At 62.8% G+C, this 13,438-nt stretch carries 9 protein-coding genes; 4 read left to right on the forward strand and 5 right to left on the reverse strand.

Translation table 11 applies throughout. The features are described from left to right. Positions 1 to 120: 120 nt before the first annotated feature. From AAA989_RS11025 to AAA989_RS11035, 3 genes are all read left to right on the forward strand, one after another. Positions 121 to 2,436 (forward strand): glycoside hydrolase family 3 N-terminal domain-containing protein, encoded by a 2,316-nt coding sequence (locus AAA989_RS11025; protein ID WP_338243520.1) that lies wholly within the window; start codon positions 121 to 123, stop codon positions 2,434 to 2,436. A 64-nt stretch (positions 2,437 to 2,500) separates the two neighbouring features. Then, positions 2,501 to 3,520, forward strand: a complete 1,020-nt coding sequence (locus AAA989_RS11030) for a glycoside hydrolase family 5 protein (protein ID WP_338243523.1) — start codon at positions 2,501 to 2,503, stop codon at positions 3,518 to 3,520. Between the two features lie 98 nt (positions 3,521 to 3,618). Further along, entirely contained in the window at positions 3,619 to 4,962 is a 1,344-nt protein-coding gene (locus AAA989_RS11035) for an MFS transporter (RefSeq protein WP_338243524.1), read from the forward strand. Here the strand turns inward: AAA989_RS11035 and AAA989_RS11040 are convergent. From AAA989_RS11040 to AAA989_RS11050, 3 genes are all read right to left on the reverse strand, one after another. Further along, positions 4,952 to 6,229 carry an alpha/beta hydrolase family protein gene (locus AAA989_RS11040; protein WP_338243526.1) on the reverse strand — a complete coding sequence of 426 codons (1,278 nt, stop codon included), beginning with the start codon at positions 6,227 to 6,229 and terminating at the stop codon, positions 4,952 to 4,954. The genes AAA989_RS11035 and AAA989_RS11040 overlap by 11 nt on opposite strands. Continuing rightward, the gene (locus tag AAA989_RS11045; RefSeq protein WP_338243528.1) at positions 6,226 to 7,404 is read right to left on the reverse strand and encodes a Gfo/Idh/MocA family protein; all 1,179 of its coding nucleotides are present in this window, start codon (positions 7,402 to 7,404) and stop codon (positions 6,226 to 6,228) included. Before AAA989_RS11045 ends, AAA989_RS11040 begins: the two co-directional genes overlap by 4 nt. A gap of 151 nt (positions 7,405 to 7,555) precedes the next feature. Further along, positions 7,556 to 8,272: a PP2C family protein-serine/threonine phosphatase gene (locus AAA989_RS11050; protein WP_338243530.1), complete on the reverse strand. Its 717-nt coding sequence runs from the start codon at positions 8,270 to 8,272 to the stop codon at positions 7,556 to 7,558. 94 nt (positions 8,273 to 8,366) lie between these two features. Between AAA989_RS11050 and AAA989_RS11055 the strand changes: the two genes are divergently transcribed. Continuing rightward, entirely contained in the window at positions 8,367 to 10,595 is a 2,229-nt protein-coding gene (locus AAA989_RS11055) for a serine/threonine protein kinase (RefSeq protein WP_338243532.1), read from the forward strand. Between the two features lie 13 nt (positions 10,596 to 10,608). Here the strand turns inward: AAA989_RS11055 and AAA989_RS11060 are convergent, their stop codons facing one another. Further along, the gene (locus AAA989_RS11060; RefSeq protein ID WP_338243534.1) at positions 10,609 to 12,426 is read right to left on the reverse strand and encodes a hypothetical protein; all 1,818 of its coding nucleotides are present in this window, start codon (positions 12,424 to 12,426) and stop codon (positions 10,609 to 10,611) included. Further along, positions 12,401 to 13,327, reverse strand: coding sequence for a TIR domain-containing protein (locus AAA989_RS11065; protein ID WP_338245514.1), 927 nt, complete (start codon positions 13,325 to 13,327; stop codon positions 12,401 to 12,403). The genes AAA989_RS11060 and AAA989_RS11065 overlap by 26 nt, the downstream gene beginning before the upstream one ends. Between the last annotated feature and the right edge of the window lie 111 nt (positions 13,328 to 13,438).

Here is a 13,438-nt window from a genome sequence, read left to right on the forward strand (position 1 = left end):
ACCTTTCCAGACAAGTGCAAGTTGACTCGAAAAGCTTGTTTACGACGCTTTTGCTTCCTATCACCCTGCTCAAAAGGGTCCCGGCTCGAACCGGAGATCGAACGGCGGAGAGAGATGTTCATGCGGGTGATAGCGCTATCAGCAGCTGCGGCAATCGCGGGTCTGGCAGCCGGGGTGGCGAGTCCGGCTCAGCTTGCGGCCCAGGATATTGAGCGAAGCTCGCCTTCCGATGGCGAAGCGACCACCGACATCGACGCGCTGATCGCCCGGATGACCCTTGACGAGAAGATTGGTCAGCTGGTCCAGCGCATGGGCGGGCGTTCCAAGTCACTCAACTCGCGTCTCGGGCCGGAGGAGCTCGAGCGTGTGCGACGGGGGGAGGTCGGTTCCTACCTGCACGTCGCCGGGGCCGAGCCGTTGCGCGAATTGCAGCGCGTTGCAGTCGAGGAAAGCCGGCTGGGTATACCGCTGCTCTTCTCGATGGACGTGGTGCACGGGTATCGGACGATCTTCCCCGTGCCGCTGGCCATGGCCGCCAGCTGGGATCCCGCCGATCTGGAACGCCACGCCCGCATCGCCGCGCGCGAAGCGAGCGCTGCGGGCTTGCACTGGACCTTCGCCCCGATGGTGGATGTGGCGCGCGATCCGCACTGGGGAAGGGTGGTCGAGGGTGCGGGCGAAGACCCCTATCTCGGCAGCCGGATGGCAGAGGCGCAGGTGCGCGGCTTTCAGGGCAACGACCTGACGGCACCCGATACGATTATCGCCGGTACCAAGCATTTCGGCGCCTACGGAGCGGCGGAAGGCGGCCGCGACTATGCCGGCGCGGCTATTGGCGAGCGGACATTGCGCGAAGTCTATCTGCCGCCGTTCCACGCCGCCGTGGAAGCTGGAACCGCCAGCTTCATGACGGCCTTCAACGCTCTCGACGGCGTGCCAACCACCGGCAATGCCGACCTGCTGCGCACGATGCTGCGCGAGGAGTGGGGCTGGGAAGGCTTGCTGCTGTCGGACTGGCGGGCGGTCGAGGAACTTCAGGCCCACGGCGTCGCGGCCTCGCGGGAGGACGCCGCACGCCTCGCTCTGCAGGCGAGCGTGGACATGGACATGGTCAGCGATGTCTATGCGCAGGACCTGAAGCAGGCGATCGAGGCGGACCCTACCTTGATGCCGCTACTGGATCAGGCCGTGGGGCGTATCCTCGTCGCGAAGCGCGATCTCGGCCTGTTCGACGATCCTTTCATCTATCACGACGCCCAGCGAGAGGCGCGCACGATCCTCTCCGCCGATCATCGCCAGGCCGCGCGCGAGATCGCCGAACGATCGATCGTCCTGCTGAAGAACGAGACCGGAATCCTGCCGCTGGCGCAATCTGCCGGGCGCATCGCACTGATAGGCGCTCTTGCTGACGATCCCTTGTCGCAACTGGGATCGTGGCGGGCGCAGGGGCGGGAGGAAGACGTGGTGACCTTGCGCACGGCCCTGGCAGCGCGAGATGCCGACCTGGTCTACGAACCTGGCGTCGATACCCGCTCCGACGATGCGTCGGGCATTCCGGCCGCCGTCGAGGCGGCGCAATCGGCCGATCTCGTGATACTGGCTCTTGGCGAAGACTACGACTGGTCGGGCGAGGCGCGCAGCCGTGCCTCGCTGGAACTGCCCGGTCGGCAGCAAGAGCTGTTCGACGCCCTGGCCGATACGGGCAAGCCCCTCGTCGTCGTGCTGATGGGCGGGCGGCCTCTGGCCATCCCCGAAATTGCCGAGCGCGCCGACGCTGTGCTGCACACCTGGCTCCTGGGGATCGAGGCGGGGCCCGCCATCACGGCCACGCTGTTCGGCGAGAACAATCCGGGCGGTAAGCTCCCCGCGAGTTTCCCCCGGGCGACGGGACAGGTGCCCGTGAATTACGATCACCTGCCGAGCGGCAGGCCAGCGGACCCCGATCTCTCGCGGGATACGGCCCGCTACATGGATCAGCCGATAACGCCGCTCTACGCCTTCGGACACGGCCTCAGCTATACAGATTTCACCTATGGCGAGCTGACAATCGAAGACGACCGCATCGCCGCGGACGGCGGCATCACCGCGATTTCGGTCGACGTTACCAATTCAGGAGAGCGCGACGGAGACGAAGTCGTGCAACTCTACATTCGCGACCCCGTTGCCAGCGTGTCGCGTCCGGTCATGCAATTGCGCGGGTTCGAGCGCATTGCGATCCCCGCAGGTGAAACCCGGCGGGTGTCCTTCCGCTTGCGGGCGGACCAGTTCGCGCTCTGTGGGCAGGGCGGGGAATGGGTGATCGAGCCCGGCCGCATCGACATCATGGTCGGCAGCGCGTCGGACGATATTCGCGCGAGCGGGACGCTCTTCATCGAGGGGGAGGCGCGTGGCTCGATCGCGCCCGCCGCCATCGGCACCGTCTCGCAGACCCGATGACGGCCCCGCACCCATCTGCAGACAATCATGGTGTCGTCGCCCATGCACCGGAGAAGGATTGCCGATGAGAACCACATTCGCAGCACTGGCGCTCATCGCGTTTGGCGAGCCGGTGGCCTGTACCACACTGCCCGATCAGGCCGGCGCGACAGCCGAGGTCGCTGCGCCCGCCAACAGTCCTGTCGCGCGGCACGGCGCCTTGGAAACCGAGGGCAACAAGATCGTGGGCGAGCACGGCGAGCCCGTCACGCTGCGCGGGATGAGCCTTTTCTGGTCGCAATGGGCTCCGCAATACTACACGCGCGAAACGGTCGACTGGCTGGCGGAAGACTGGAAAGTAGACATCGTGCGGGCCGCCATTGCGGCTCAGGGTGAGGACAGCGCGCTCACCGAATACGACCGCGAAATGGCGAAGGCCTCCCGCGTGATCGAGGCGGCGGCGGCCAACGGGCTCTACGTCGTCGTCGACTGGCACGCGCACACTGCCAGTCCCGATCAGGCCGAGCGCTTTCTGACCGAGATCGCGCGGCGTTACGGTCATTTGCCCAACCTGATTTACGAACCCTTCAACGAACCCCTGCGAGACGGCGTGGACTGGTCGCGGGATGTGAGACCCTACCACGAACGCATCATCGCCGCGATCCGCGCCATCGATCCCGACAACCTGATCGTGGTCGGTTCCCCCAGCTGGAGCCAGGACGTGGACATCGCTGCGCGCGATCCCCTGGGTGGCGAGAACATCGTCTACACGCTCCACTACTACGCCGCGACGCATGGCGAGGACTTGCGCGAGCGCGCCGAGGAAGCCCGGCAGGCGGGGCTGCCGCTGATGATCACCGAGTTCGGGGTGGTCGAGGCGACCGGGAACGGGCCGATCGACTACGCCTCCAGCGAAGCATGGTGGGAGTGGGCCGAGGCCAACGACATTTCCTGGATGGCCTGGTCGATCGGCGACCGCGATGAAAGCAGCGCTGCGCTGCGGCCAGGCACCCCCGTATCGGGCTGGACGTCGGACGACCTTACCGAGAGCGGACGTCTGCTTCGCGAGCGCATTCGCGCCGCTGCCGAGACCCGCGAACACTGAGGTCAAACGCCGGTGCTTGCGGGGACGTCGCAAGCTGCATATGGTAGCGCTAACAGGGAGAGGGAAATGGGAACCTGTCAGTATCGCGCAGGCGCGGCATGACCGGCGCTGCGCCAACGGCAGCCGGGCATAGCAGGCCGCTGGGCAAGTATCGCTGGGGCATCTGCGCGCTGCTCTTCTTCGTCATCACCATCAACTATATCGATCGCCAGATCATCGGCGTGCTCAAGCCCGTGATCGAGGACGAGATGGGCTGGTCCGAGGTCGATTACGGCAACATCGTAACGGCATTCCAGGCCAGCTACGGCATTGGCTTGCTGGTGGTGGGCCGCTGGCTGGACCGGGTGGGAACGCGCAAGGGGATCGCCATCGCGATCGGCCTGTGGAGCCTTGCTGCCTGTTTCCACGCGGCAGCGCGCAGCGTGCTGGCGTTCATCCTTGCCCGGATCGCCCTGGGTATTGCCGAGAGCGCCGCCTATCCCGGTGCGGTCAAGTCCGTGGCCGAATGGTTTCCCAAGCGCGAGCGGGCCCTGGGCGTGGGCATTCTCAATGCCGGGGCCAACGTCGGCGTATTGCTGACGCCGATCATCGCCATTGGCATCGCCGGGCTCTACGGTTGGCGCGCCGCGTTTCTCGTCACCGGCCTCTTGGGCTTCATCGTCCTGTGGGCATGGCTGCGTTTCTTTCGTCAGCCGAACGATCATCAGGCCCTGACACCAGACGAGCGCCAGTGGATCGAACAGGATGGCGAAGATCCTGCCGGCGAACCGCTAGGCTGGAAGGATGCGATCCGCCAGCGCCAGGCCTGGTTCTTCATCTGCGGAAAGTTCTTTACCGATCCGGTCTGGTACCTGTTTCTGTTCTGGCTGCCGGATTTCCTCGCCAGGACGCAGGGCATGGAGCTGTTTCCCACCGGCGACAGCGGGATTCTCGCCACCATCGGCCCGGCGCTGATCGGCGTGTACCTTCTTGCCGACATCGGCTCCATCGCAGGCGGCTGGCTGTCCTCGCACCTCGTCAACCGGGGATGGACCATCAACCGCGCGCGCAAGACCACCTTGTTCATCGCGGCCCTGATGGCGCTGCCGATGGTGACCGTCGCCAGCGTGCCGGAGCCGTGGATGGCGGTCCTGCTGATCGGGCTGGGTACGGCGGCGCACCAGGCCTTCAGTTCGAACATCTTCACGATGATTGCCGACATGTATCCGCGCCGGGCGGTGGCGACGATTGCCGGGATGGGAGGAGCTGCCGGCGCCGTGGGTGGTATCCTGATCGCCCAGGCGACGGGCTGGACGCTTGAGCTGACCGGGTCCTACGTGCCGATCGTCATCTATGCCGGTCTTGGCTACACGATCGCTTTCGTAATCATTCACTTCCTGGTCCCGCGCATGCAGCCGGCTGTCTTGCGTTCCACACCGGTGACATCGCTCGCTAGCGGGTAAATCGCTCCGTGTGATTGAAGAGCGCCTCGAATGCGGGCCACATCACGTGACCCTCCGCATGCTGGTAGAAGGCCAGGGGCGTTTCGAGCGGACCGTGGCCCGGCTGCGGTCGGGCTTCGTCGGGAAAGGTGTCGGCACCCGTAGCTCTCCATGCAGCCCGGGCCAGCAACGTCGCCTGCCACTGGCCCGCCGGGTCGGTCCAGCCGTCTCCCTGCGCAACCGTTCCGGTCGAGATCAGCAAGGGACGGGGCGCGCGCAGCGCTATCAGCATGTGCGCATCGACGGGCCACTGCTCCAGGGATGCGTTGCCCGCATAGTGCTTGATGCGGGGTGCATACCAGACCGAGGCATAGGGATCGGCCATGTTCTCCAGCCTTTCCCCGAAGTCTCGGCGCATCAGCTTTGCGCCGCCTGCGCCGCTGCTTGATACGAGGGCGTCGGCAAATTCATGATCGAAGGCGGCCGCCACCAGAACCGCTTTGCCAAAGCGGGAATGGCCCGCCAGGACTATGCGTGATCCGTCGATGAGCGGGTCTGCGGCCAGAGCCTCCCGCAACCGGCTTGCCCCCCACGCCCAGGCGCGCAGCGCGCCCCAGTCGTGCTCCCCGCGTGGCCATGCTGTCATGCCGATCAGACCTTGCGAGAGGAGGGCGGTATCGTCGGCCTGCAGCAGTGTGGGCCGATAGGCGACATGGCCCCAGCCACGCGCCAGCGCCGCCTCACGCAGGCTCGGTGCGGGCGGGCCAGGAAAGCGGAAGTCAGGGGGCCAGATGTAGCTGTATTCGATGACGACCGGCACGGGACGGGAGCCGGCCCGCCTCGCTTGTGGGGGCAGGCTCAACCGGGCGTCGATGGTGGGGCCCATCGGATATCCCGGACGCATGAGCTGTCCCAGCCACTGGTCGCCGTCATCAACTTCCTGCTTCGTCCAGACGATCTCGATCTCGCGCGCGCTTTCCGGTACGCGTCCGACCCACTCGTTCTCTATCAGGCGCGCCAGTTCGGCCCGCCGCGCGGACCAGCCCTCCGCAGCCCCATTGTCGTCGCGGAATAGCGAAGGCACGGACAGATTTCCGACCCGGTCCTCGTCGAAGTTCGCTGCGTTCGGGGCATCGGGATCGTTGCCGTCCGCTCCTGGCCGCAATTCGCCGTAGCCGAGCCGTTCGTTTTCTGCGCGATGCACCGAAGCGGAGTCCTGCGCCACCAGCGGTTGGGCGGAAAGGACGGCAAGGGCTGTAGCAACGACGGCCCGCAGCGCGGATTTCACAGCGGAACCACCGCGCCGCCTGCGTCTGCACTGCGATACATCGCTTCGATCAGGCGAATGTCGCGCAGTCCCATCTCTCCGGGCGTGCGGTGAGGCTGTCCCGCCCGTGCGGCGGCGGAGAAGCCATCGAGCTGCCCGGCGAACTGCGTGATCGCATTTCCTGCCGAATACTCGCGCGGTGCGTCGCCGCCTGGTTCGAAGCGGATACGATTGTCGTAGTAGGTGGTCGCCGGGTTCATCTCGATCGAGGCCGTGCTTCCGAAATAGCGCTGCCGCGAGACGTAGGGGCTCCAGCAATAGGATGACGAACCCTGTATGGTGATGCCGCTGGCCATGTGCACCCGCCAGTCCAGGCCGCCCTCCACCTCGGTAAAGCGCGGATCCCCGGCCGGAGTGGAATAGCGCGCCGAGACTTCCACAGGCAGGTCGTCGGGCACCATCATCAGCGATGTGTTCAGGCCGTAGACCCCGATATCGTACATCGATCCGCCGCCAGCCAGTTCCTTTTCCAGGCGCCACTTGTGCGGTGGCCAATCGGGGTTCGCATTGAAGCCGTGATCGGCCGAGACGAAGCGCATCGTGCCCAGATCGTCGTTGCGAATTCGCTGCAGGGCATGGATGTTGTTGGGTTCGAAATGCACGCGGTAGGCGACGCCCAGCGTCCGGCCGTTGGCATTCGCGGCGGCGATCATGGCCTCGCACTCGGCGCTGGTCGAAGCCATCGGCTTTTCGCAGAGGACATGCTTGCCGGCTTCGAGCGCGCGGATCGTGTATTCCGCGTGCAGACCGACCGGCAGAACGATGTAGACGCAATCGATTTCGGGATCGTCGGCGATGCGATCGTAGGTGTCATAGTCGTAGAACTGCGACACTCCGTAGCGCGCACCGAGGTTCTGCGCCTTCTCGGGATTGCCCGAGACGAAGGCCGTCATGCGCGATTGCCTGGCGTCCGCGAAACCTGGAATGACCTGCCCCACGGCGAATGTTCCGAGGCCCACGATCGCCCAGCGCATCCTCTCACCCGGTACTTCCGGCAGCGTCGGATCGCCCAGCAGGGGTTGTCCGACAGCTTCCTGCGCCAGCGCCGATGCTCCCGGCAGCGTCAGCGTGGCTCCTGCTGCGCCTGCAAGAATTTGTCGACGCGAATAGTCCGAGCCCTCCAAGAATTTCTTCATGTCGATCCTGCCCATCCCCTGATTTGCCAAAGCGTTGGCAGAGATATTATCGTCAGAAAAGGCTTCAGACCAACCGCAAACTTACAGTGGGGCTGAGGACGAGAGCGCTGGCTACCAAGGCATATCGGATCGAAGAAATCGCATACGGCGATCAAGCGACGCGCACGACGACAATACTCAAATTATCGGGAGCGCCGCGAGATAGGACAGCATGCCGAACTGTCTCGACTGCCTGGCCCGGGTTTCTCGTGAGTAGAATGTCACAAAGCTCTTCGTCGGAAACGACGCGGTTCACTCCATCGGTTGTCAGCAGGAAAATGTCTCCTGCCAGCACCTTGTCCTCGCAGGTATCGAGCACGAGCTGTGACTTTGCTCCGACCGCACGCGTAATGACGTTGGAATCCGGATGCGAAACGGCCTCTTCAGGGCTGACCATGCCGGATCTGACGAGATCGTTCACCAGGCTGTGGTCGGTCGTAAGTTGTGCGATGGTGCGATCGCGAACCAGATAGACCCGACTGTCGCCGGCCCAAATGCAGCAATACCGATGGTCGCGGATCAGTAGGCCGGCAACTGTGGAGCCGATGGTCTTGTCATCGTCACCGGAAGTGCGTGCCAAGGTAATGAGGCTGGCATTGACTTCCTGCAGTCTCTCACAGGCCAGATCCTTGTCCGACTGCAGACCGCCGCCTCCTTTCATTTCTGAAAGAGCCTCGACAATCTGGGCCGAGGCCACCTCGCCGGCTTCGTGCCCACCCATGCCGTCGGCGACGGCCCAGATGCCGCTTCCGGCGTCATCGAGAATGGCATCTTCGTTGAGCTTGCGCTTCTTTCCGATGTCGGTGCAAGACGCGCTCAAGAAAATCACATTTCGCCCCGATCAGTAAATCCAACGATAGTTGGCAGCCATGGCAACATAGTGCACACTTGTCTTGCGGCCAAGGCCAGGGGGCAATTCTAAAATGTCAAAGACATACAGTAATCGTGCTCTGCCAGCTGGTACGATACTTCGCGAATGGAGGCTGGAGGAAGTCCTGGGCGTCGGAGGTTTTGGCATCGTCTATAAGGGACGGGGTATATATTTCGATGAACTTGTTGCAATAAAAGAATATTTTCCCAGCGCCACAAGCGAACGAAATGACGACGAGACGGTTGTCCCGGTGGATTCCAGTGCGGAGGAAGTCCACGCTCTGGGCCTGAAAAAATTCGTGGAAGAGGCCAAATTGCTGTGGAACCTCTCCACGCCGAGTCGGCATCCCAACATCGTAAGCGTAAGGAGCCTGTTCGAGATTCACGGCACGGCCTACATGGTCATGGATTTCGAGGACGGCACTCCGCTCTCCAGGCTGCTCAAGCAGGGTATGCGCTTCAACGAAGCCAGTCTCCGCAAGATGATCATACCCATCTGCGAAGGACTGGATCGTGCACACCGCGTCGGCGTTCTCCATCGCGATATCAAGCCGCCCAACATCATGGTTGGCGATGATGGCCGGTCGGTCCTGATCGATTTCGGCTCGGCCCGCTTTGAATCCGGCGAGGCCACCAGCACGACCGTCACGTTTCACACCCCACCCTATGCAGCGATCGAGCAGTACGTACGCACCTACGAGCAGGGCCCCTGGACAGATATCTATGCCTTGGGTGTCGTGCTCTACGAATGCATCACCGGCGAGAAGCCGGCCGAAGTGCTGGAACGTGTCCATGGAGAAGCCGGGCAGCCTCTGGTGGAACGGGATCTGCCCGGCTTCAGCAAGGAATTTCTGAGCGGGATCGATGCTGCGATGGCCTTGCGGCCCGACGAGCGTCCGCAATCCATTGCCCGTTGGCTGGAGTTGCTGGAATCCGGATCCGCGGCCGGGATGGCGCCGGCCAATGAAGCCGACGACGAGGAGGATGAGGACGACAGGACACGCATCGGAGGCTTCGCCGACGACCTGTATGCTGTCGCGTCCTCTGCCGGCTCAGGCCTGTCGAAGAATCGTATTGCGACGGGGGTCCCTGATACGCCAAGCAAGGCTGAGTACCTTTCTCCCAAGGATCGGGAGGACCGCAGCGAAGAGCCCCTGCAAGAAGCCGACCAGGCGCCTGCGACAGCGGACGTTCCGCTTGCTGCGCCTGAATCAATCGCCTCTCCCGATAAGCAAGATGCGAAGAAGAAATCCGCAGTCGCAGAGGGAAAACCATCCGGGTCTGACGAAGGAAGCCAGGATTCAAGGACAGGCAAGTCCAAGCTGGTGATCGCCGGGATCGGGGCAGCACTGGTGGTGGCTGCTTCAGGTGCATATCTTCTCTCGAGCGGCGACGAACAGGCGGGATCCGCCCTGGCAGAGCTGCCAGAAGAGGGAGAAGCCGGGTATTCGATTGCAGACAGCGAAGCCATTCTGTCGGCATTGGCAGACGAAGCACGGGCGGCAGGGATTTCGGACACACTGGTGGATCTGCTGGCGCTGCCCACCGACCTGCCGGATGATCCGTCAGTCCCTCTGGAAGGCGGTTTGCAACCCCTGCTCACGCAGTTCGCCTCGAGCTATGCCGAAACGTCGCGACGACGGTTTGACGCGATACCCGCGCCCACCAGGAACGCCAACGAGGGGGCTGTCTCGACCCTCAGCGATGGCCTCGCCGTGATCACTCAGGCAAGCAGGCGGGTGTCGGAAAGCACCAGCGATGAGGACGCCCTCGGTGCGATGCGCGACCTGATAGCTACTGCGGGCGAATTCAACTCGACCCTCGCCGACCTTCGCGTGCCGGAAGTGGAGGCAACGGCCCTGGCCATTGCGGAGCCCAGTTCTGCGGTTGCGAACGCCGACCGCCCGCTGCAGCCGAGCAGTGCAGCCATGGCAACCCCGCTGCCCGTAGAGACGGGTAGCGGAAACACGGTGAGTTCCGCGACCATGAGCGAGTTCAGGAGCGCGGTGCGAGAAAGCCGCAGCCTGGTTGACCGGATTATTGAACTGGAAAGGCGGGATCGGCCCGGGATGCTCGCCGGGGAAGATGCACGTGCTGCGCAACAGGTGCGCCGCGAGAATGCCGAAAGAGCGCGAGAATACGGTGCCTATCTCGACTCGCTGGAAGCTTCCATGCGGCAAGAATCCTCGGCGATGGATGCTGCGCAACTGATGGCCAATGCCTACCAGACCCGCGGTTATCTTCGCGGCATGTTGCGCCAGTCGCAGGAAACGCTGCAATAGCCAGCTGTTCGGATCAGGCGGGTACCTGCAGGGCGCGCTCGCTGTAGGCCACGTTCCACTCGCCCAGGTCTTCGAGCATGATCTCGGCGGTCTTTTCCAGTTCCGCGTTCAGCTCTTCAAGTTCGGTCAGCGAGGCGATGCGTCGGTCGTTCACCGTGAGACTGTTGATCGTGCTGCGCGAACGGCTTGCCGTCAGCAAGTGTTCGCCGTGCCCTCTCAGGCCGAAGACGGCCGCACCCAGTGCAGGAAAGCCGGCGGTGACGAACACGAAGAAATACGTCCATTCCGAGATAAATTCGTAAGCCACGAAATAGCCGACCAGGTAGCAGGCGCAGGCTGCGATCACTGCGCCCATCAGGAAGTTGCCTACCTCGTGGAGCTGATGATCGAGATGTTGCATCCGCTCGGCGTTGAACTTGTGATAGGCGATTTGCGGTGCGATCTGCTCGGTCCTGATTTCATCGGCCAACTGCCTGACCATATCCTCATCGACCACGCCCACCGGGTTTGTCATCTCGCGCCAGATCGCGGTGGCATACCAGCGCGTCCAGTCTGGCGTGGCAGTGCCCGCCTTCTTGAAGGCATAGCTATTCCGGAAGGGAGGAGCTGAGAGGCCCGTGCGCTTGAGATAGGCGAGGGGACGAAGCGATTCGGCCAAGTGCCGGTATTGCAGCCAGCGCCGATGCCAGTCGCGGCTCATGCCGTAGCGCGTATTGGAAAAGAGCAGGTAGATGATCACCAATTCACCCGCGACCAGAAAGGGTTTCGCTGCCGGGAAGAACAGCCCGGAAAGGGCCACCAGCACGGCCAACGCAGCCAGCAGATAGTTCGTCACGTGACCGCTTCTGAAGCGTTGTGCGCAGCGTATGGCGAGAAAATTCGCCCAGTTATACGCGGCGAAATGGGAATCGTCCTTGTCGCGGGAGCCCCCGATACGCTCCTGCATGTTCTGAGCGATCGACTGTTGCCGCCAGGGATGCTTTCCGAGCTTCTTGATACCCAGGAGCCATAACATCACCGGATACTCGATCCGCCGATTGATCAGGATTTCGGTCTCCCGGTAATAGTGGCTGAGTGCTGCCTTTGCCTGTTCGTTCTCGAGCCAGAGAATGTCGCGAATGAGGCGTTCATACTGGGCTTCGCTTCCCAACGGTTCGTGAATTGGCTCTATGGCATCGCCGCCGGTAATCAGACGGACCGGCTCGAATTGCCGTGCCTCCCGATTGAACGGGACATGCAGGACCGCCACGCCTGCCCGCAGGGCCAGGTCCACGACGTGCGCGGTCCCACCCGGCCCATTGCCTTTCCCGCCGTCCCATACCGCGATCAGGATATCGGAAGCAGCGATGATCCCCTTGCCGACCAAGACGTAGGCAGCGTCTTCTGCAGTTCGGCATCCTGGCAAGGCGAAGATCTCATCGGAGGTTCCCAGGTGCTCCTGGAACTTGATATGCTCTTCCCGCTTCGTGAAATCGCGCGCGTATTCTTCGGAAGGGAATGGCAGGAGAGCGCGGACATAAAAGCTGTTGTCGCTGGCGCTGAGCGCGGCGATCTGGTCCGCCCCGGTTGCGAGACCGCTATGTAACCGGAAAGAAGGAGCATCCTCGGCGAAAAGCGAAGAGTCTGCGGCGTGCAACTGAAGCACTGTTTCTCGCAGTTGCACGAATATTTCGCTCAACCTGTCGTGAAGTGCGTCGGCGAGTTCGTCAGGGAGGACATTCGCGCGGTGGCCGGTAATTCCGACGTTCAAGGTGAGGCGCGGCCTGGGTGGATGCTTCAGAGCGACGTTGGTCCGAACCTCCGGATTACGCATCGCTCGATTGCCCGTCATCGTGCAGCAGTTCGATCCCGCCGATATGCAGCACCGAACCCGGCGGCAGTCTGGTCGGCTCGCTCACTCGGACCCCGTCGACGTACGTGCCATTTGTGGAGTTCAGATCGGTTACCACAAGATCATCGCCTTCGACCTCGATCATGCAATGGCGGCGAGAGATCCTTCGATCATCGAGAATAATGTCTGCGGGTGCGACCCTGCCCACCGTGGCACCCAGGGGACCGACCTCGAAGTCTTCGATCACTTTTCCTTGCTCGATCAGCAGCAGGCGGGACACAGACCTGTAGGGTGCCGAGGACGAGGTAAAGAATTGCGTCGCTTCGAAGGCCTCACCCTCGTCCTCGTCGCCGCCCGCTGGCTCCGGCACGTCCATCTGGGGGACGGGGTCCGGAATTGCAGGGGGTTCTTGAGGCAAGTCCGATGCCGCGGCGACTTCACCTCTTTGCGCCATGACCTGGCTCATCGTCCGCTTCAGATCTCTCAGGAAGGAGAGCCAAGCTGGATGCTGCGGATCGTTGTCCCACTCGCTCAGGTCGGCCGTGTGGATGAGTTCGAAGATTATCGGGCGTTCACATGGCTCGATTATCGCAGGGGCGAGCTTCCTGCGCCGATCTGCGGAAGTGGCTTCGGCGCGCACCCAGCGGGACCTTACCGAGCGCGGAGACCATAGGACTACAACCGCCTTGGCCTCGTTCAGGTGGTCTTCGATAACCATGTCGAAGCTGTCGCCGGAATGGAGAGCATCGTCCCACCAGACATCGTAACCTTCGCGCTCAAGGCAACTGGCGACGACGCTCGCCTTGTCGTGATCCTCCCGGCTGTAGGAAATAAAGATGTCTGTAGAAGTCAGGTCTTTGCCCCCGAAATACCAGCCAGCCCGATCAGCCTTGGCTTGGATTAGTCAATCCTGCTTCAATGCAGAAAGCAGAACTTGCCCATTTCAAGCAAGCCCCAACTCAGAATTCCAGACTTTTCAAGAAGTGAGCTTCAGATCATTCGCGGCCGAAGG

Source organism: Aurantiacibacter hainanensis (assembly GCF_036321025.1).
In the GTDB taxonomy this organism is placed as follows: domain Bacteria; phylum Pseudomonadota; class Alphaproteobacteria; order Sphingomonadales; family Sphingomonadaceae; genus Alteraurantiacibacter; species Alteraurantiacibacter hainanensis.